Genomic DNA, 20,501 nt, shown 5'->3' on the forward strand with positions numbered 1-20,501 from the left:
ATGGTCCTCTGCTATGTTCGGCATAGATGCGTTCGCAATGGATTCGCCCGGCCGCCTGTCGCCTGATTGGGGCGGCAGGCCGGCCGTCGGATCCGTTGCCGGACGGCCGATCTCCGGTAACGGGCGGGTTCGGACTTCGGGCGCGGTATTCGAGGCTCGCGCATGAGTGCCGTGCAGCCGGCCGCGGAGCGGATGCCCTGGAGTCTGGTGCTGGCCGGCGCGGCGGCGGTGATCGTCGGTCTGGGTTTTGCCCGCTTCGGTTTCGCGCCGTTGATTCCGGGCATGGTGGACGCGGGCTGGTTCGGCGCCGACCAGACGGCGCACCTGGGCGCCGCCAACCTCACCGGATATCTGTTCGGTGCAGTCACCGCCTCGGCGCTGGCGAACCGGTTCGGTATTGGCTCGACAATTCGCCTGTCGTTGCTGATCGTCAGCCTGGGTTTTCTGCTCTGCAGCCTGCCAGGCCCGTTTCTCTGGTTCTTTGTCTGGCGTTTCCTTGCCGGCTGGGCCGGCGCGGTGCTGATGGTGGTGGCGCCGAGCACGGCGCTCGCATTGACCCCCGTGCGCCATCGACCGATGGCCGCGGCCTGGATCTTCGGCGGCATCGGTGTCGGTATCCTGGCTGCAGCGCTGCTCATGCCACCGGTGCTGCGGCTTGGAACCGGTTGGGGTTGGGCCCTGCTCGGCTTCTCCAGTCTGCTGCTGACCGCCTGGAGTTGGCAGCGTTGGTCAACAAGCCGTATCCGCTCTGCGGCCACCGCTGCCGGTGCGGCGAACGCGGCAGCGACGCCGTTCGTCGTCTGGCTGGTAATTGCCGCCTACAGTGTCAGTGCGGCCGGTTTCGTGCCGCATACCCTGTTCTGGGTGGATTTTGTCGCGCGGGAGCGGAACTACGGCCTTGACCTCGGGTCGCTCCAATGGGCCCTGTTCGCGGCGGGTGCCATCATCGGGCCGTTCGTTGCCGGTTTCCTGGCCAAGCGCAGCGGCTGGTTCCTCGCCTTGCTGCTGGTCGCGTTCTGCAAGGCCGTGATCGTTGCACTGTCCGCGGCCCCGCTGGGCCTGCTGCTGATAAGCCTGTGCTCCCTGCTGGCTGGCGCCCTGGCGCCAGCCATGGTGTCGCTGACCTCCGGTTACGTTACCAGTCTGGTCGATACCGCGGTACACCGCCGCGCCTGGGGCTGGGCCACCGCCGCATTCGCGGTCAGCCAGGCGATCGCGGCGCAAGGCATGGCCCTGGTGTATGCGGTCGTCGGTAGCTACGTGCCGTTGTTTTTGCTCGGCGGCGTGTCGTTGCTCTGCGGTGCCTTGCTGGTGCTGTCCACGCGGGTTGTGGCCGGCGGCGACTCTGGAAACTGACCACTGCAGCGGGAATGACCCAGTATTTCCCTGGCGCATTACGAACAAGCAATAATGGTGATCTCATGCGATTTTCCTGTTCAGTCAGCGGCGTGGTCCGCTGTATCGTGTTGGCCGCGCTACTGGTTCCCGGCCTCTCCAAGGCCGGCGAAGGCCGCCCCGGCGGAGAGGCGAGTGGACTCAACCTGACCCTGGGTGGTGGTGCCATCGTGTTGCCGCGGTACAGCGGCGCCGACAGCTACCGCGTGCGGCCGGCACCGTTTATCGACGCCCGGTACCGCGACAGCCTGTTCTTCAATCCGTTTTCCGGGCTCGGCTGGAACGCCATCCGGACCGAGCACTTTCGTGCTGGTCCGGTGCTGCTGTATGCCGGAGGTCGGCGGGGCAGCGGGGCATTGTCTGATACGCGGTCGGTACGGGGTGGCGTCGCCGCCGGCGGTTTCATGGAGTACCGCCTGAACGGATTGCGGCTGGATGCGGATGTCCGCTTCCCGATGACCGGCGATGTCAACGGCTATCGCGCCACCGCCGGTGTGCGGCATGACCATCGGATCGGTCCGTGGTTGACCAGCATCGGTCCGACGCTCGTCTACCGCAGTGCCAGTTCGGCCAACTCCATCTACGGTCTCGATGAGCGCGATGCGGCTGCGCTGGGGGTTGGTCCCTACCGGGCGGGTTCGGGCCTCACCGAGGTCCGGTTGCAGGGGCGCCTCACCTATCTTTTCAACCGCCAGTGGTCGTTGACCACGGTTGCCGGGGTGGGGCGCTTGCTGAATGATGCCAAGGACAGCCCCATCGTGGACGACCTGGGCAGTGCAAACGAAGGCTACCTGGGTGTGGTCCTCGCCTACACCTTCCGGAGTCGCTGATGATCCGTCTGCCGTCCCTGCCCGACCTGGAAAGCCTGCCGGCGCCTTTGCGGCATCTGCTGGCACCGGTGCAGAACTGGTTCGGCATCCTGCGGCGGGCGGTGCGCCTGTGGCTGGACTGCAATGCCTTCAGTTACGCCGGCTCGCTGGCGTTCTACACCCTGTTTTCGCTGGCGCCGACGGTGATCATTGCGGTCGCCGTCATGGGCTTGGTCATGGGTGAGGATGCTGCCCAGGGACGGGTGGTCGGGCAGTTGCAGGACACGATGGGTGCGGAGGCGGCCCAGGCGGTGGAGACCGCGGTGGCAGAGAGTCGGTTCGAGCGCTCCGGCGTGCTGCCGACGGTACTGGGTGTGGGGGCGTTGCTGATCGGTGCCACCACGGTGTTCGCCCAGATGCAGTTCTCACTGAATGCGATCTTCGGCGTTGCCGCGAAACCCAGTCGCAACAGCATGCTGATTTTCATCAAGAACCGCGCGCTGTCGTTGACGGTGGCCCTGTCGATTGGTTTCGTTTTGCTTGTTTCGCTGGTGTTCGGTGTGGCGCTGCGGGCCGTCGTGCAGTTTGCCGATGAATGGATTCCGATACCCGGGGGGCTGCTGACAGGTTCGGAATTCGTGATCTCGCTGTTCATGGTGACCTTGCTGTTCGCCACCATTTTCAAGGTGCTGCCGGATGTGGTACTCAGCTGGCGGGACGTGATGCTCGGCGCCCTGGTGACCGCGCTGCTGTTCGCGGTCGGTCGCACCCTGATCGCGACCTACCTCACGTATACGGCACCGGCATCCGCTTATGGCGCCGCGGCGTCGCTGGTGCTGTTGTTGTTGTGGGTCTACTACTCGTCGCTGATCCTGCTGTTCGGCGCGGCCTTTACCCGGGTGCACATGGAGGCCAGGGGCAAACGCATGATCCCGCGCAATATGGCCGTGTGCGTGCGCAGTCAGATCATCGAGGAGCCGTAGGCCGTGTTCGAGCACCCGGATTACCAGGGGCACGAAACGGTCCTGTTTGGCCATGATCCGGAGAGTGGATTACGGGCCGTGATTGCCATTCACAATTCGGCACGGGGTCCCGGGCTTGGTGGCCTGCGCATGCGCGACTACGCCTCGGAGCATGAGGCGCTGGCTGACGTGCTGCGACTGTCCCGGGGCATGAGCTACAAGAACGCCATGGCGGGCCTGCCGCATGGCGGTGGCAAGGCCGTGATCCTCGGTGACCCGGAGACGCTGCGCACGCCTTCGCTGATGCGGGCCATGGGCCGTCTGGTCGAGAGCCTCGGTGGCCGGTATATCACGGCCCAGGACTCCGGCGTTCGCGTCGAGGACCTGCGGCAGCTGGCGCAGACCACCGCGCATGTTACCGGGCTGAAGGCCAGTCGCGGACCGGATGGCGAGGAGCGAACCGGCGATCCATCGCCGGCGACGGCCGTTGGTGTGTATCACGGCATCCGTGCCTGCCTGGAGGCAGTCTTCGGGAGCGGCGACCCGGCAGGACGCAGTATCGCCATCCAGGGTGTCGGCAGTGTCGGTCTGCGCCTGGCGCAAGCGCTGCACGCGGCGGGCGCGCGGCTGCTGGTGGCGGACATTCATGCCGGGCGGGCGCAGGACGCGGCCGACAGGTTCGGTGCAGAAGTCCTGCCGGTGGCTTCCATTCACGCGGCCCAGGTGGACGTGTTCGCACCCTGCGCCCTGGGTGGCGCCATCAACGGTGACACCATCGATGGGCTGAGGGCACGCATCGTCGCCGGCGCTGCGAACAATCAGCTCGCACGGCCGGAGTTTGGCGCCGCGTTACGCAATGCCGGCATCCTGTATGCCCCGGATTACGTAATCAACGCGGGTGGGGTCATCGACGTTGCCGCCCAACTCGGCAACTATCGGCCGCAACAGGTCCATGCCCGGGTCGTCGCCATCGCCGACACACTCAGGACCATTTTCCGTGAGGCCACCTCCAATGGCCTGCAGCCCGAGCAGGTGGCGGATCGTCTGGCCGAGCAGCGCATGCGACAACCGTCGGCATGAAAAAAGCGGATCCGGTCATCCCGGACCCGCTTTCGGACGCACCAATCGATTCTGTCAATCCTCCGCTACGCGGCAGTATTCCTGCAACCGATCAATAACCGTTGTCGTGGTCCTCATCATGCTCGTTGTCACCGTGATGGGCGTCCGGCGTGTCGACGGAGCCGGAACCGAGGTCAGCCATGGCGGCCGGCGTGGCGACGAAGCCCAGGGCAACGGTCAGGCACAGCAGCAAATCACGCAGAGTCTTCATAACGCATGCTCACGTTGTGCACAGAGAAATAACCCTAGTCGTCCGGCTCATAGCCGAGATTGGGCGCCAGCCAGCGCTCGATCTCGCGCCGGGACATTCCCTTGCGACGGGCGTAATCCTCCACCTGATCCTGGTAAATCCGGCCCAGGCCGAAATAACGGCTCTCGGGATGCGCGAAATACAGGCCGCTGACCGCCGCCGTTGGCACCATGGCCCGGCTTTCCGTGAGGCGCAGGCCGATCCGCTGCTCCACCTCCAGAAGTTCCCAGATCAGGTCCTTTTCGGTGTGGTCCGGGCAGGCCGGATAGCCGGCGGCCGGCCGGATACCCTGGTAGCGCTCCTTGATCAGGTCCTGGTTGCTCAGCGCCTCATCCGCTTGGTAGCCCCAGAATTCCTTTCGCACGCGCTCATGCAGGCGTTCCGCGAAGGCCTCGGCCAGCCGGTCGGCCAGCGCCTTGAGCAGGATGCTGTTGTAATCGTCATGATCCGCTTCAAAGCGGGCGATATGTTCATCGATACCGATACCGGCGGTCACCGCGAAGGCGCCGATGTGATCCGCCTTGCCGCTGTCCTTCGGTGCGATGAAGTCCGCCAGGCATTGATTGGGTCTGCCGGCGGGACGTTCGGTCTGCTGGCGCAGTTGGTGTAGCGTGATCAGCGCGCTGTCGCGCGAGGCATCGCGATACAGTTCGACGTCATCGCCGACCGTATTGGCCGGGAAGATGCCGTAGACCCCGCGTGCCTGCAGCCAGCCCTCGTCGACGATCCGTTCGAGCATCGCCCGGGCATCGTCGAGCAGCTGGCGGGCCTGATCACCAACCACCGGGTCGTCCAGGATCGCCGGGTAGCTGCCCGCCAGCTCCCAGGATTTGAAGAACGGCGTCCAGTCGATGTAATCCACCAGCTCGCGCAGCGGGTAGTCATCCAGCACCTGAACCCCGGGCTGCCGGGGCGCCAGCGGTTCGAAGGCCTGCCAGTCGATTACCGTGGCATTGGCGCGCGCATCGGCGATGCGCAGCCATTTCTGTTTCTTCTGCCGCGCGGCGTGGTTTTCCCGGACCCGCGCGTACTCCTCGCGGATGCCCGCCACGTAGGCCTCGCGCCGTGTCTCGCTGACCAGGTTGGAGGCCACGCCGACGGCACGCGAGGCATCCTTGACGTAGATCACCTCATGCTCGTAGCCGGGCGCAATCTTCACCGCGGTGTGCACCCGCGAGGTGGTCGCGCCGCCGATCAGGAGGGGCTGCTGCATGCCGCGGCGCTGCATTTCCTTCGCGACGTTCACCATCTCTTCCAGCGAGGGTGTGATCAGGCCGGACAGTCCGATGATGTCCACCCCCTCGTCGATGGCGGTCTGCAGGATCTTCTCCGCCGGCTGCATGACACCGATATCGGTGACCTTGAAGTTGTTGCACTGAAGCACCACGCCAACGATGTTCTTGCCGATGTCGTGGACATCGCCCTTGACCGTGGCCATCAGGATATGGCCGGCGGGCTTGTTCTCGCCGCCGTCCTTCTCCGCCTCGATGTAGGGCAGCAGGTAGGCCACGGCCTTCTTCATCACGCGGGCGGACTTGACCACCTGGGGCAGGAACATCTTGCCTTCGCCGAACAGATCGCCGACCACGTTCATGCCGTCCATCAGCGGCCCCTCGATGACCTCGATTGGACGGCTGGCCTGCTGCCGGGCCTCCTCGGTATCGGCATCGATGTAGTCGATAATGCCCTTGACCAGGGCATGCTCCAGGCGCTTCTCCACCGGTTGCTCGCGCCAGGCCAGATCCTCCACCCGAACCTTGCCGCCGCCATCACCCTTGACTGATTCGGCGAAGTCCAGCAAGCGCTCAGTGGCATCCGGGCGGCGGTTGAGGATGACGTCCTCGACCCGTTCCAGCAGATCCTTCGGGATGTCGTCGTAGATCTCGATCTGGCCCGCGTTGACGATCGCCATGTCCATGCCGGCCTTGATGGCGTGATACAGAAATGCCGAGTGCATGGCCTCGCGGACCACGTTGTTGCCGCGGAACGAGAAGGACAGATTGGACAGGCCACCGGAGACCCGGGCGTGGGGCAGGTTCTGCTTGATCCAGCGCGTGGCCTCGATGAAATCGATGCCGTAGTTGTCATGTTCCGGAATGCCGGTGGCCACCGGGAAGATGTTTGGGTCGAAAATGATGTCCTGCGGCGGGAACCCGGCCTGGTCCACCAGTAGCCGGTAGGCCCGCTCGCAGATCTCGATGCGCCGCTCGTAGGTGTCCGCCTGGCCGTCCTCGTCAAAGGCCATGACCACAGTGGCCGCGCCATAGCGCTTGATGCTGTGGGCCTGGGCGAGGAACGGCTCCTCGCCCTCCTTGAGCGAGATGGAGTTGACGATGGCCTTGCCCTGCACGCACTGCAGGCCCGCCTCCAGCACCTCCCATTTCGAGGAGTCCACCATCACCGGCACCCGGGCGATGTCCGGTTCGGCGGCCATCAGGTTGAGGAAGTCGACCATCGCCTGCCGGGCATCCAGCATGCCCTCGTCCATATTGACGTCGATTACCTGGCCGCCGCCCTCCACCTGGTCGCGGGCGACCTCCAGCGCGGTGTCGTAATCACCTTCCTTGATCAGGCGCTTGAATCGCGCCGATCCGGTCACATTGGTGCGCTCGCCGACATTCACGAACAGGCTGTCGGCACCGATATTGAACGGCTCCAGGCCGGACAGGCGCATTGCCGGCTCACGCTGCGGAATCCTGCGTGGCGGGCAGTCGGCAACGGCCTCGCGGATCGCGGCGATGTGCTCGGGGGTGGTGCCGCAGCAGCCGCCGACGATGTTGACGAAGCCGCTTTCGGCGAAATCCCGTACCAGCCCGGCCATGTAGTCCGGTGACTGGTCGTATTCGCCGAATTCATTGGGCAGCCCGGCGTTCGGATAGATCGTGGTGTAGGTGTCGGCAACCCGGGAAATTTCCTGCACGAAGGGACGCATCTGCTCGGCGCCCAGGGCGCAGTTCAGGCCCACCGTGAACGGCTGGGCGTGGCGCACCGAGTTCCAGAAGGCCTCGGTGGTCTGGCCGGACAGCGTGCGGCCGGAGGCATCGGTGATGGTGCCGGAGATCATCACCGGCACGCGGTAGCCCAGTTCGTCGAACAACTCTTCGATGGCGTAGATCGCCGCCTTCGCGTTGAGCGTGTCGAAGATGGTCTCGATCAGCAGCAGGTCGGCGCCCCCGTCGACCAATCCGCGTGCTGCCTGCAGGTAGGCCGCACGCAGTTGTTCGAAGCTGACGTTGCGGTAGCCCGGATTGTTCACGTCCGGGGAAATCGATGCAGTCCTGTTGGTGGGCCCCAGCGCGCCGGCGACGAAACGTGGCCAGTCCGGCTGTTCCGCCATGGCCGCCGTGCAGGACGCCTTGGCCAGGCGCGCAGCTTCCACGTTCAGTTCGTAGGCCAGCTCCTCGAGCTGGTAATCCGCCTGCGCGATGGTGGTGGAACTGAAGGTGTTGGTCTCGAGGATGTCGGCACCGGCCGCGAGATTGCGGTCGTGAATCTCCCGGATCAGATCCGGCCGGGTCAGGACCAGCAGGTCGTTGTTGCCCTTCAGGTCCGAGCGGTGATCCCGGAAACGCTCGCCCCGGAAATCTTCTTCGGTCAGCGGGTACTGCTGGATCATCGTGCCCATGCCCGAATCCAGCAGCAGGATGCGCTCCGCGAGCAGGCGGCCGAGGGTCTGTGTCGTGTCAGGCATGGAGAATCAACGGTTTTTCGTGGACGCGAGCGGCCGCGTAGTATACCCAATCGACAGTCGGTGTGTGTGCAGGGCACCATTGCCGCTTTCAGCCCGGACGGAGACTGACAGGGAATGCGGGTACTCGTGACCGGCGCGGCCGGCTTCATCGGCGCCGATGTGTGCCACCGGTTGCTGGACCGTGGCGACCAGGTGGTTGGTCTGGACAACCTCAACAATTATTACGATGTGGCGCTGAAGGAGGCGCGCCTTGCCCGCCTGCAGGCCCGCGATGGCTTCTCCTTCCAGCGCCTGGACCTGGCCGATCGTGACGACATGGCGGCCCTGTTCGCCGGGGCCGGATTCGATCGGGTCGTGCATCTCGGTGCACAGGCCGGGGTCGGGTATTCGGTCAGTCACCCGCACGCCTATGTCGACAGCAACCTGGTCGGTTTCATGAATGTACTGGATGGCTGTCAGCGTGCCGGCGTCGCCCATCTCGTGTTCGCCTCTTCCAGCTCGGTCTATGGCGGTAATCGGCAGTTCCCGTTCTCGGAGCACCATGCGGTGGACCATCCCTTGTCGATGTACGCGGCGACCAAGAAGGCCAACGAGTTGATGGCGCATAGCTACGCACACCTCCACGGTTTGCCCGTGACCGGCCTGCGTTTCTTTACCGTGTATGGTCCCTGGGGGCGTCCCGACATGGCGCTGTTCAAGTTTGTCGACCGGATCCTGCACGGAAGGCCGATTCCGGTGCATAACGACGGCCGGCACCAACGCGATTTCACCTACATCGACGATATTACCGAGGGCGTGATGCGCAGCCTCGACCGGGTGGCCAGCGCCAATCCCGATTGGCAGGCGGTCGCGCCGGACCCGGCCAGTAGCAATGTGCCCTACAGGATCTACAACATCGGCAATGGTCAGCCGGTGAATCTGATGCGCTATATCGAGGTGATTGAGGACTGTCTGGGGCGCAAGGCGGACAAGCAGTTGCTGCCGCAGCAGCCGGGGGATGTGCCGGACACGGCGGCGGATACCACGGATCTGGCCCATGATGTGGGCTACCGGCCGGACACGCCGATCGAGGTGGGCGTGCAGCGGTTCGTGGACTGGTACCGGGGATATTACGGAGTATAGGAAACACTGAATCCTTTCGCAGACGCGGGAATAAATCAGTGTTTCCTATAAGATCCGATGCGCGCCTCGGCAGGCGGGCATTCGGAAACCCCCGGCCGGGTTACGTATTCAACGTTGAATCGAGCACAGGGACAGCATGAAGATCACGATTTTTGGTAGCGGTTATGTCGGTCTGGTGACCGGCGCGTGTCTGGCGGACGCCGGCAACGAAGTGCTCTGCGTCGATATCGATGCGGACAAGGTGGCGCGGTTGAATCGCGGCGAGGTGCCGATCTACGAGCCCGGCCTGGATGACATCATTGCCCGGAACCGCGATGCCGACCGGCTGCGGTTTACCACCGATGTGGCTGAGGCCGTTGCATTCGGTCTGCTGCAATTCATTGCCGTCGGCACGCCGCCGGACGAGGACGGCTCCGCCGATCTGCAGTATGTGCTGGCGGTGGCCCGGTCCATTGGCGAGCACATGGACGGCTACCGCGTGGTGGTCGACAAATCGACGGTGCCGGTTGGCACCGCCGACCGCGTGCGCGCGACCCTGGATGAGGCCCTGGCCACCCGCGGCGCCGACTATCCGTTCAGCGTGGTGTCCAATCCCGAGTTCCTGAAAGAGGGCGCGGCGATTGCCGATTTCACCAAGCCCGACCGGATCATTGTCGGCAGTGACGATGAGCGGGCTGCCGAATTGATGCGGGAGCTGTATCGGCCCTTCAGTCGCAGCCATGACAAGCTGATCGTGATGGACGTGCGCTCCGCGGAACTGACCAAGTACGCGGCCAATGCGATGCTGGCGACCAAGATCAGCTTCATGAACGAGCTTGCCGGTCTGGCCGAGCGCCTGGGCGCGGACATTGAGCAGGTGCGGCATGGCATCGGCTCGGATCCCCGGATCGGCTATCACTTCATCTATCCGGGCTGCGGCTACGGTGGTTCCTGTTTTCCGAAGGACGTCAAGGCGCTGGCACGGACCTCGCGCGGAGTTGAATACGAGCCACTGGTGCTGGACGCTGTAGAGGCAGTCAACGCGCGTCAGAAGCAAGTGCTGTTCCAGCGCATGCTCCGGCATTACGGTGCCGATGGCCTGCGCGGGCGCACGGTGGCGCTCTGGGGGCTCGCCTTCAAACCCAATACCGACGACATGCGCGAGGCTCCCAGCCGCAGCCTGATGGAAGCCCTGTGGCAGGCGGGCGCTCGTGTCCGGGCCCATGACCCGGAAGCCATGCCCGAGACTCTTCGCATCTACGGTGAGCGTGACGATCTGCTGCTGCTCGATGATCCAATGGAGACCCTGGAGGGGGCCGATGCGCTGGCGATTTGCACCGAGTGGCAGTCGTTCCGGAGTCCGGACATGCAACGCATCCGCACAATGCTGAGCGAGCCTGTTATCTTCGACGGACGCAATCTCTATGATCCGCAGCGTCTGGCCGATCTCGGTTTCACCTATTACGCCATCGGCCGCGGAGACAGTGTCCATCGCCACTGAGTATCCGGGAGACGGAATGACGGCTGACAGCGGAAGTCCTGCCTGGCATGCCCTGGAAACGCATGCAACCGCGATGCAAGGGCGTACCATCGCCAGCCTGTTTGCCGATGATACGGAGCGCTTTGACCGCTTCAGCCTGAGGTGCGGGCCCCTGCTGCTGGATTATTCCAAGCAGTTGGCGACCGGCGAGACGCTGTCGCTGCTGCTGGATCTGGCGCGCGAGCGTGGCCTTGCGGACTGGATCGAGCGGTTGTTCCGGGGCGAACACGTCAATGACACGGAAGACCGTCCGGCGCTTCATACCGCGCTGCGGACGCGCGGCGACGATGCGGTCTATGTCGATGGCGTCAACGTGGTGCCGGAGGTGTATCGGGAACGTGTCCGGATGCGGCTGTTCGTCAACCGGCTGCATCGGGGCGAGTACCGGGGTTGTACCGGGCGGGCGATCACCGACGTGGTCAATGTCGGGGTCGGCGGCTCGGACCTGGGCGCGGTCATGGCCACCGAGGCGCTGGCGCCGTTCCGCAGCAATGCCATCCGCATGCATTTCGTCTCCAGCATCGACGGCGTGCATGTCACCGACGTGCTGGAACGGGTCAATCCGAAGACCACCTTGTTCATCGTCTCGTCCAAGTCCTTTACCACCCTGGATACCATGACCAATGCGCGCACCGCGCGCGACTGGTTCATGCGCCATGTGGATGACCCGGAGGCCATGGCCGGGCATTTTCTCGGTGTCTCGGCGAATGACCATGCGATGGCGGAGTACGGCATCCCGCAGGCGAATCGCTTTCACATCTGGGACTGGGTCGGTGGCCGCTATTCGCTGGCCTCCGCGGTGGGGCTGCCGCTGGCGATGGCCATCGGCATGGATCACTTCGAGGCCATGCTGGATGGCTTTCATGCCATGGACGAACACCTGCGCGATGCACCGCTGGAGCAGAATCTGCCGGTGATCCTGGCCCTGACCGGCGTCTGGTATCGCAATTTTCTCGGCGCCAGCGGCCATGTCGTGCTGCCTTATGACCATCGTCTGCATCGCTTTCCGGCCTATCTGCAGCAGCTGGAAATGGAAAGCAACGGCAAGTGCGTGACCCGGGAGGGCAGGCCGCTGGCCTGGGAAAGCTGTCCCATCGTCTGGGGAGAGGTGGGGCCCAATGCCCAGCATTCCTTTTACCAGTTGCTGCACCAGGGGACATCGCTGGTGACCGCCGATTTCCTGGCGCCGGTGAACGGTTCCTCGGAGTATCCGCGTCACCATGATCTGGCGCTGGCCAACTGTTTCGCCCAGAGTCGGGCGCTGATGGAGGGTCAGTCGGAAGACCAGGCACGGGCCGACATGCGGGCCTCGGGCATGGCCGAGGCCGCCATCGAGCGCGCCGTGCCGCACAAGGTGCATCCCGGCAACAAGCCCAGCAATACCCTGCTGTTCGAGCGACTGGATCCCTACACACTGGGCATGCTGGTGGCGCTCTACGAACACAAGGTCTTTGTGCAGAGCGTCATCTGGCAGGTCAATCCGTTCGATCAATGGGGCGTCGAGCTGGGCAAGCGGCTGGCCGCGGAGTTGCTGCCGGCGGTGACTGGCGAATCTGCTCCGGTTGACATGGATCCTTCCACACTCGGCTTGCTGCGTTATCTGCGCGGCAAGCGCTGAATCACACGCATGGTCACAAGGAGCACTCATGGCTGACAGCATTCGCAAGGTTGTGTTTCCGGTTGCCGGGCTGGGCACGCGGTTTCTGCCCGCGACCAAGGCCAGCCCGAAGGAGATGCTGCCGGTGGTTGACCGGCCGCTGATCCAGTATGCGGTGGAGGAGGCGGTCGCGGCCGGCGCGGATACCCTGGTGTTCATCACAGGTCGGACCAAGCGAGCCATCGAGGACCATTTCGACAAGGCCTATGAACTAGAAGTCGAGCTTGAGGCCAAGGGCAAGCAACGCATGCTGGACCTGGTGCGGAACACCGTGCCGGACGGGGTCAACTGCATCTACATCCGCCAGGGCGAGGCCCTGGGGCTGGGGCACGCGGTGGCCTGCGCGCGGCCGGTGGTCGGCAACGAGCCGTTCGGGGTGATCCTGGCCGACGATCTGATTGATGGCGGCAGTGATCCGGTGCTGTTGCAGATGGCGAGGCAGTACCAGGCGCACCAGTGTTCAATCCTTGGCGTCGAGCGGGTGCCGAAACAGGAGACCGACAAGTACGGTGTGGTCAGCAGCAGCGAGTTCGGGCCGCGTCTGTCGAAGCTCAGCGGAATTGTCGAGAAGCCCGATCCGGAGCAGGCGCCATCCGACCTTGCCGTGGTCGGACGCTATATCCTGACGCCGGCCATCTTCGATCTGCTGGAGGCCACGCGGCCCGACCAGCGCGGCGAGATCCAGCTCACCGACGCCATCGCGGCGTTGCTGGATCAGGAACAGATCCTGGCCCACGAATTCGAGGGTCACCGCTACGATTGCGGTAGCAAGCTCGGTTATCTGAAGGCAACCCTGGAATACGGCCTGCGTCACCCCGAGTTGGGTACCGAGTTCGCCGCCTATTTGCGGCAGCGCAGTAGCGACTGAAATCTCCCGCCGTGCTAAGCATATAGCGACTGCTACGTTGGCAGGCGCCGTGCTTGACTATAGAGTGCCGCAGCATTGGGGAACATCGGCAGGCCTGCCGATGACGTTCCGCCGTGCTGCGGCACTGGCGTGCATGGGTCCCCCTCGGTTTCCGGGTAGACAGTTGGCACGGCAGGGAGGCGTACAGTCGCGGTGGGGGTTGAAGCCTGGTTAACGGTGGCGGTCGTGGTCGCGATGCTGGGTATTCTCAGCCTGACCCGGCTGGCGGCCGACATGGTTTTCCTCGGCGGGCTCACCGTGTTGCTGGTGGCAGGGGTGCTGACGCCGGCGGAGGCGTTTCGCGGCCTGGGCAACCAGGGCCTGATCACGGTCGCCGTGCTCTACGTGGTGGTGGCCGGTCTGCAGGAGACAGGTGGCATCCACTGGATCGTGCAGCGGGTGCTCGGCCGTCCGCGCTCGCTGGGCCACGCCCAGCTGCGGCTGATGAGCCCCGTGGCATTTCTCAGCGCCTTTCTGAACAACACGCCAGTGGTCGCCATGCTGATCCCGGCGGTCAGCGAGTGGGCCCGGAAATTCAACCTGGCCAGTTCGAAACTGATGATTCCGCTGAGCTATGCGGCGATCCTCGGCGGCACCTGCACGCTGATCGGCACCAGTACCAACCTGGTGGTCAACGGCCTGATCATCGACAGCACCGAGCATGACGGTCTACGCATGTTCGACCTGGCCTGGGTCGGCGTGCCGGTGGCGCTGGTGGGGCTTGCCTTCATCCTGCTGACCACGCGCTGGCTGCTGCCGGACCGGCGTCCGGTGCTGAGCCAGATGGGCGATCCGCGCGAGTATTCGGTGGAGATGCTGGTGGACCGGGATGGTCCGCTGGTCGGGCGCAGCGTCGAAGCCGCCGGCCTGCGTCACCTGTCGGGCATGTTTCTGGCGGAAATTGATCGGGACGGTACCATACTGCCGGCGGTCACCCCGCAGGAGGAATTGCAGTCCGGCGACCGGCTGCTGTTCGTCGGTGTGGTTGACTCGGTGGCGGAGCTGCAGAAGATCCGTGGCCTGAGCCCGGCAACGGACCAGGTGTTCAAGCTCGAGGGGCATCGCTCGCAGCGGACGCTGGTCGAAGCGGTGGTTTCGGGAAGCTGCCCGGTGGTGGGCAAGAGCATACGCGACGGCCGATTTCGCTCCCTGTATGACGCGGTGGTGATCGCCGTGGCCCGGGATGGCGAGCGGCTGCGGCAGAAGGTTGGTGATATCGTACTGCGCCCCGGCGATACCCTGCTGATGGAGGCGCGGCCGGTGTTTCTGGAGCAGCAGCGCAATAATCGCGATTTCTTTCTGGTCAGCAAACTGGAGGATTCGGTGACGCCGCGGCACGAAAAGGCCCCGATTGCGCTGGCCCTGCTGGTGCTCATGGTGCTGGTGGTCACCTTCGGCTGGCTCAGCATGATGGAAGGGGCGCTGCTGGCGGCCGCCGGTATGATCGTGACGCGCTGTGTCGGGGTGGAGGCCGCACGACGCAGCATCGACTGGTCGGTGCTGCTGGTGATTGCTGCTGCCTTCGGCGTGGGCCTTGCGATGGACAAGACCGGCGTCGCCGTGACCACGGCGCAGACAGTGATCGGTGTGACCGGGGACAATCCCTGGGTCAACCTGGGTGTGATCTACCTGCTGACCGCGCTGTTCACGGCGGTGATCACGAACAACGCGGCGGCGGTCCTGATGTTCCCGATCGCCTTTGCGGTGGCGGGGGATCTCGGGCTCGACTACCTGCCCTTTGTGATCGGCGTCATGCTCGCCGCCTCGGCCAGTTTTGCGACACCGATCGGCTACCAGACCAACCTGATGGTCATGGGGCCCGGGGGCTACCGCTTCAGCGATTATTTTCGGCTGGGGCTGCCGCTGAATCTTGTAACCGGCCTGATCGCGGTGCTCGTCATCCCGCTGGTCTGGCCGTTCTGAACAACCGATATTGGTATTTCGAGGTGAATCATGACTGAGTCGACATCCGATCTGGTGGAACCGCATGGCGGTGCACTGCGGGAACTGCTGGCGGCGCCGGAACGCGTCGAGCAGCTCAAGGCCGAGGCCGTGGATCTACGATCCTGGGATCTGACCGAGCGTCAGGTCTGTGATACCGAATTGCTGCTGAACGGCGGGTTCTCGCCGTTGTACGGCTTCCTGACCGAACGGGATTACGACAGCGTCTGCACCGATATGCGTTTGGCGGACGGCACACTGTGGCCGATCCCGATCAACCTGGATGTGGCGGAAGCCTTCGTCGAGGGCCTTCAGGCGGGCGACCGAATCGCATTGCGCCACCCGGAAGGCATGGTGCTGGCGGTGATGACGGTGGAGGATATCTACCGGCCGGACTTCAAGCGCGAGGCAGAGCTGGTCTACGGCGCTGCCGACGATGCGCATCCGGAGGTCTTCCGGCTGTTCAACCAATGCAATCCGGTGTATCTGGGCGGTCGGCTGGAGGGCCTGGAGCTGCCGCCGCACCACACCTTCAAGCATCTGCGGCACACGCCGCGCGAATTGCGTGAGTGGTTTGCCAAGCTGGGCTGGAACAACGTGGTGGCCTTCCAGACCCGGAACCCGATGCACCGGGCCCATGTGGAGTTGGCCAAGCGCGCCTCGCAGACCGGTGCCGCGAATCTGCTGATCCACCCGGTGGTGGGCATGACCAAGCCGGGTGACGTCGACTACTTCATCCGCGTGCGGTGTTACCAGGAAGTGGTCAAGCACTTCCCGGAGCAGACCACGACCTTGTCGCTGCTGCCGCTGGCCATGCGCATGGGCGGCCCGCGGGAGGCGGTCTGGCACGCGATCATCCGCAAGAATCACGGTTGCAGCCGATTCATCGTCGGCCGGGATCATGCCGGCCCGGGCAAAAACGGCCAGGGCGAGGATTTCTACGGACCCTACGATGCGCAGGAGCTGGTGCGCAGCTTCGAGGCAGAACTCGGCATCACCATGCAGCCCTTCGAGGAAATGGTGTACGTCGAGGACCGCGCCCAGTACGTGCCGCGCTCCGAGGTGCCGGAAGGCGCCCGGGTACTGAACATCTCCGGGACCGAGCTCCGTCGGCGGCTGAAGGAAGGCCTGGATCTGCCGGACTGGTTCTCCTATCCCCAGGTCATTGCGCATCTGCGGCAGGCCTTCCCGCCCAAGCGTCAGCAGGGCTTCACGGTGTTCTTTACCGGCCTGTCCGGCTCCGGCAAGTCCACGATAGCCAACGTGCTGATGGCCAAGCTGATGGAAGTCGGCACGCGGCCGGTGACGCTGCTGGACGGCGACCTGGTGCGCAAGCACCTGTCCAGCGAACTCGGGTTCTCCAAGGAACACCGGGAGCTGAATATCCAGCGTATCGGCTATGTGGCCAGCGAGATCACCAAGAACCGCGGGATCGCCATCTGCGCGCCGATTGCACCCTACCGCGCCACGCGGCGCACCGTGCGCGAGATGGTGTCCCAGTACGGCGGCTTCATCGAGGTGCATGTGGCCACGCCTCTGGAGGTCTGCGAACAGCGGGACCGCAAGGGCCTGTACGCCAAGGCCCGGGCCGGCCTGATCAAGCAGTTCACGGGTATCGATGATCCCTACGAGGCGCCGGAACAGGCCGAGGTCGTAGTCGATACCTCCAGGTACAGCGCCGACGAACTGGCCCAGCAGATCCTGCTGCAGCTGGAGAAGCAGGGGTATATCGACAACGACTGAGGCGGGGCCTCAGTCGTTGTCGAGGATTCAGTGTTCAGGTTTCAGTTTTCAGACAGGGCCATTCCAGCTCCACGGCACCGTCTGAACACTGAAAACTGAACACTTTTTTCTTTCGAGGTTTTCATGCCCACAATTCCCTTCGACGAAGTCATCGCACTCGCCCGCGAGGCCGGCGATGCGATTCTTGCCGTCTACAACGGTTCCGACTTCGATGTCGAGGCCAAGGCGGATGAGTCGCCGCTGACTGCGGCGGACCGGGCGTCGCATCGGGTGATCGAGGCCGGGATCCGGCGGCTGACGCCGGAGATCCCGTTGCTCTCGGAGGAGGGGCGCGACATTCCCTATGCCGAGCGTCGCGCCTGGGACCGGTTCTGGCTGGTGGACCCGCTGGACGGCACCAAGGAGTTCATCAAGCGCAACGGCGAGTTCACGGTCAACATCGCCTTGATCGAGAAAGGCCGGCCGGTCTGGGGGGTGATTGTCGCGCCGGCCCTGGACGCAATCTATGTCGGCATGGTTGGCGATCGGGCCTGGGTGCAGCATGCCGGCGGCAGCCGCAAGGCCTTGCAGGTCCGCGCGCCGGCACCGGGTGAGGGCCACGCGGTGGTGAAGAGTCGTTCCCATCCATCCGGCGAGCTGGCGGCGTTCCTCGATACCATCCAGGTCGCGGATTCGGTGCCGGTCGGCAGTTCGCTCAAGTTCTGCGCGGTGGCGGAGGGCCGGGCGACCCTGTATCCCCGCTTCGGCCCGACCATGGAGTGGGATACCGGTGCCGGCCAGGCCATTGTCGAGGCCGCCGGTGGCAAGGTGGTGCTGGCGGACGGATCCCGTGAGCCGTTGCGTTACAACAAGGAATCCTTGCTCAACCCGTATTTCCTGGTCGGGCGCTAGGGAAACACTGATTTATTTCCGCGCCTGCGCCCGAGACCGGTTTTGGTCATCTGGAAGGACGCGGTGCCGGTTCGGTAGCCCCACTACCCACGGCAACCTGCTTCTGGCCAGACGTGTAGGGCGGGTCAAGCGTAGCGGACCCGCGCGGTGTGAGCCGTTATCGAATTGGCCTGGCCGGCCAGTCTGCCCGGTTTTTCCATGGCCTTAATTCTCCTGGGAGACCCAGCTGCACCGGGATGCCTGACACCGCGTGCATTCCTGCGCTGGAGGGAACATTGCCTTGGAAAAATGCGGACACCAACGCAGAGGCGGAAATAAATCAGTGATTCCCTAGCTCCGGCGCCTTGCGTTCAGGTGCCGCGGTTCTGTCCTGCCGCGGTCACCAGCGCGCGGAACAGGCGGCGTTGTTCCCGGCGTTGCGGCAGGTATTCCGGATGCCACTGCACGCCGATGACCCAGGTTTCGGCCTCCAGTTCGATGGCCTGGGTGACGTTCTGCCGGTCCCGGGCGACCACCACCAGCTTGTTGCCCGGGTCACGGATCGCCTGCCGGTGGAGGGAGTTCACCGGGCAGCGGGTCCGGCCCAGGACCATGGCCAGTCGGCTGTCGCTGACCAGATCCACGGTTTTCAGCGGCCAGATGGTGTCCAGGTTCGGCGCCTCGTCGTAGTAATCCGATAGCTCCTGATACAGCGTGCCGCCGTTCACCACGTTCAGCAGTTGCGCGCCGCGACAGATGCCGAGTACGGGCTTGCCCTCGGCAAGTGCCTGCTGCAGCAGTTCGGTTTCCAGCGCGTCCCGGTCCCGGTCGCCGCCGTGCCGGCCCCGCAGACCGGATAGACGACGTGCGATCCAGATCAGCGGGAACAGCAGCAGACTCAGCAGGAAGCCGGACAGGCTGCCACTGCGGCGGCGCAATTCCCGCAACGGTGGCACCACCCGCGTTTCGCCGTAAAGCGCCGGGTCGACATCGGCACCCCCGCCGATGATCAGCCCGTCCAGGCCCGGCATGCGCTGGCGATGCCGTGGCCGGATTCGCCGTGGTCGTCCACCCGCCAGGTACACGGCCAGCGCGGTAAAAAGCCAGGCCGCCTGCCCGCCCCGGTCCGGTCCGGTGACACCGATGCAGGGTCGGTGGCGTCGCTCAGAAGCCATTCAGCCAGTGCCGGCAGCGGTCCGCCCAGACCTGGTCCACCGAGCTGACCGCGACATCGGTGCGCGTGCGCCAGGAATGGATCATGGTCTGCATCAGGGCGTCCCGATTGGCCAGCCATTCGACGGCAAGCCAGCCCTTCAGCTCATCGGCCAGCGTCCAGTCGGGTTCGTCGATGCGGCAATTCGGCAGTCGGTAATGGAATGCCGGGCGAGGCTTGACCAGTGCCGCATCGGGCACGCCGTGCACCGCCTGGTCGCCGTGCAGTTGGCGGAAAACGGGTAGCAGGTCCAGTGCGCGGTTGCGGGTCGCGTTGTAGCGCAGGTAGTCGCGCAGCAGGGATTCACTATCCGGTTGGTAGGCCTCGTCGAGCACCAGGTGCCGGTAGTCCGGCGGAAATTCGTTGATGTACGGCGTCATGCGGCGGCTCCAGTCGATCTCGCCGCGCGTTACCAGCCAGTCCCAGAGCAGCAGGAAGGCCCGCAGGTGCCGCAGGATCGCGTCACCGTCAAGGCGGATCACCTCCGGGTTCAGGTGCAGACCGAAGGCATACAGCACCGAGGCCCGGGTGCCGCGGGCATGGGCCTGCTGGAGCCGCTCGCGTAGGGCCTCCAGGCGGTGGACGTCGCGAAACGGAATCGGCGGCGTGACAATCTCGTGGGGTACGACGGTGCCGGCCAGCCGCGCCAGCGTGTCCTCCACGCGGTCGCGTGTCTCGGAGGCGTCCAGCTCGATACCAATCGCCGACAGGTAACGCAGGTAGGAACGCTCCTTCAGCAGGGCGGTGTCGATTTCGACCTGGAAGTCGCCCCATTCGGTGTCGCGGATGTGGTGGATGAAGGCACTTTCCCGCTCCAGCCTGCCGCCATACAGGGCGTGCACCAGGCTGCTGATCTCAGCCAGGGGCAGACCGGCAAATTCCAGCTCGACGCCCAGCCGGCGCGGCCGCCCGTCGGCGGTGTCCAGTATTTCCGGCATCGGAAAGTCCATTCGCGGCCCCGCATGATGAGAATGCCCGGCACAGTCTACCGGACATCCCACGTGTTTCAGCGGGCTTCCGCAGCCGCCACGAACTGACGCTCAGGTTTCGGACCGGGACGGTGCCTCTCCGCGAGCGTTTGGGCCAGCGTAAGTCTTTACCAGGCCTGACGTGCCTTCGGCCCAACAGGGCCAGGCAAAGACTTGCGCCGTCCTTACCAGGCTGCGAATGGTCTTGCTCCGTCCAGCTTCAGGTCCCTGCGGTTCGACGAGACCGGGACGGCTACTGCCGTGCCGGTTGCCCCAGAGTGCCGGGGGAGGAGAAGGTTTTTCTTCGGATCTGTTGAACCGGAGGTTCGTCAGTC

15 protein-coding genes are annotated in these 20,501 nt (G+C 64.6%); 11 read left to right on the forward strand and 4 right to left on the reverse strand.

Annotated features, from left to right (window positions below; all coding sequences use genetic code 11):
- Window positions 1–162: 162 nt before the first annotated feature.
- The 4 genes from M0534_RS07745 (at window position 163) to M0534_RS07760 (ending at window position 4,246) form a co-directional block, all read left to right on the forward strand.
- A complete protein-coding gene (locus M0534_RS07745; RefSeq protein WP_248567852.1) occupies window positions 163–1,356 on the forward strand; it encodes a YbfB/YjiJ family MFS transporter in 1,194 nt (397 codons plus the stop codon).
- Between the two features lie 65 nt (window positions 1,357–1,421).
- On the forward strand, window positions 1,422–2,225 hold the full coding sequence (locus M0534_RS07750; RefSeq protein WP_248567853.1) for a MipA/OmpV family protein: 804 nt from the start codon (window positions 1,422–1,424) through the stop codon (window positions 2,223–2,225).
- Window positions 2,225–3,187 (forward strand): YihY/virulence factor BrkB family protein, encoded by a 963-nt coding sequence (locus M0534_RS07755; RefSeq protein WP_248567854.1) that lies wholly within the window; start codon window positions 2,225–2,227, stop codon window positions 3,185–3,187. The genes M0534_RS07750 and M0534_RS07755 overlap by 1 nt, the downstream gene beginning before the upstream one ends.
- Before the next feature lie 3 nt (window positions 3,188–3,190).
- Window positions 3,191–4,246: a Leu/Phe/Val dehydrogenase gene (locus tag M0534_RS07760; protein WP_248567855.1), complete on the forward strand. Its 1,056-nt coding sequence runs from the start codon at window positions 3,191–3,193 to the stop codon at window positions 4,244–4,246.
- A gap of 91 nt (window positions 4,247–4,337) precedes the next feature.
- Here M0534_RS07760 and M0534_RS07765 read toward each other — a convergent pair whose 3' ends face one another.
- Window positions 4,338–4,496, reverse strand: a complete 159-nt coding sequence (locus M0534_RS07765; RefSeq protein ID WP_248567856.1) for a hypothetical protein — start codon at window positions 4,494–4,496, stop codon at window positions 4,338–4,340.
- Window positions 4,497–4,530: 34 nt separating this feature from the next.
- On the reverse strand, window positions 4,531–8,226 hold the full coding sequence (gene metH / locus M0534_RS07770) for a methionine synthase (protein WP_248567857.1): 3,696 nt from the start codon (window positions 8,224–8,226) through the stop codon (window positions 4,531–4,533).
- Window positions 8,227–8,340: 114 nt separating this feature from the next.
- Here metH and M0534_RS07775 point away from each other — a divergent pair, with 114 nt between their 5' ends.
- From M0534_RS07775 to cysQ, 7 genes are all read left to right on the forward strand, one after another.
- A complete protein-coding gene (locus M0534_RS07775; RefSeq protein WP_248567858.1) occupies window positions 8,341–9,348 on the forward strand; it encodes an NAD-dependent epimerase in 1,008 nt (335 codons plus the stop codon).
- A gap of 136 nt (window positions 9,349–9,484) precedes the next feature.
- Window positions 9,485–10,828: a UDP-glucose dehydrogenase family protein gene (locus tag M0534_RS07780; protein ID WP_248567859.1), complete on the forward strand. Its 1,344-nt coding sequence runs from the start codon at window positions 9,485–9,487 to the stop codon at window positions 10,826–10,828.
- 16 nt (window positions 10,829–10,844) lie between these two features.
- A complete protein-coding gene (gene pgi / locus M0534_RS07785; protein WP_248567860.1) occupies window positions 10,845–12,485 on the forward strand; it encodes a glucose-6-phosphate isomerase in 1,641 nt (546 codons plus the stop codon).
- Window positions 12,486–12,513: 28 nt separating this feature from the next.
- Complete coding sequence (galU, locus tag M0534_RS07790) at window positions 12,514–13,392, forward strand: UTP--glucose-1-phosphate uridylyltransferase GalU (protein WP_248567861.1); 879 nt, start codon at window positions 12,514–12,516, stop codon at window positions 13,390–13,392.
- A gap of 192 nt (window positions 13,393–13,584) precedes the next feature.
- Window positions 13,585–15,354, forward strand: coding sequence for an SLC13 family permease (locus M0534_RS07795; protein ID WP_248567862.1), 1,770 nt, complete (start codon window positions 13,585–13,587; stop codon window positions 15,352–15,354).
- A 30-nt stretch (window positions 15,355–15,384) separates the two neighbouring features.
- Window positions 15,385–17,115 carry a bifunctional sulfate adenylyltransferase/adenylylsulfate kinase gene (locus M0534_RS07800; protein WP_248567863.1) on the forward strand — a complete coding sequence of 577 codons (1,731 nt, stop codon included), beginning with the start codon at window positions 15,385–15,387 and terminating at the stop codon, window positions 17,113–17,115.
- A 123-nt stretch (window positions 17,116–17,238) separates the two neighbouring features.
- The gene (gene cysQ, locus M0534_RS07805; protein ID WP_248567864.1) at window positions 17,239–18,006 is read left to right on the forward strand and encodes a 3'(2'),5'-bisphosphate nucleotidase CysQ; all 768 of its coding nucleotides are present in this window, start codon (window positions 17,239–17,241) and stop codon (window positions 18,004–18,006) included.
- A gap of 350 nt (window positions 18,007–18,356) precedes the next feature.
- Here the strand turns inward: cysQ and M0534_RS07810 are convergent, their stop codons facing one another.
- Together M0534_RS07810 and M0534_RS07815 are read right to left on the reverse strand one after the other, a co-directional pair.
- The gene (locus M0534_RS07810; RefSeq protein WP_248567865.1) at window positions 18,357–19,160 is read right to left on the reverse strand and encodes a gamma-glutamyl-gamma-aminobutyrate hydrolase family protein; all 804 of its coding nucleotides are present in this window, start codon (window positions 19,158–19,160) and stop codon (window positions 18,357–18,359) included.
- Window positions 19,150–20,136, reverse strand: coding sequence for an amidoligase family protein (locus M0534_RS07815; RefSeq protein ID WP_248567866.1), 987 nt, complete (start codon window positions 20,134–20,136; stop codon window positions 19,150–19,152). Before M0534_RS07815 ends, M0534_RS07810 begins: the two co-directional genes overlap by 11 nt.
- Window positions 20,137–20,501: the final 365 nt, after the last annotated feature.

Origin of the sequence: Methylonatrum kenyense (assembly GCF_023195885.1) — a bacterium.
In the GTDB taxonomy this organism is placed as follows: Bacteria; Pseudomonadota; Gammaproteobacteria; order Nitrococcales; family Aquisalimonadaceae; genus Methylonatrum; species Methylonatrum kenyense.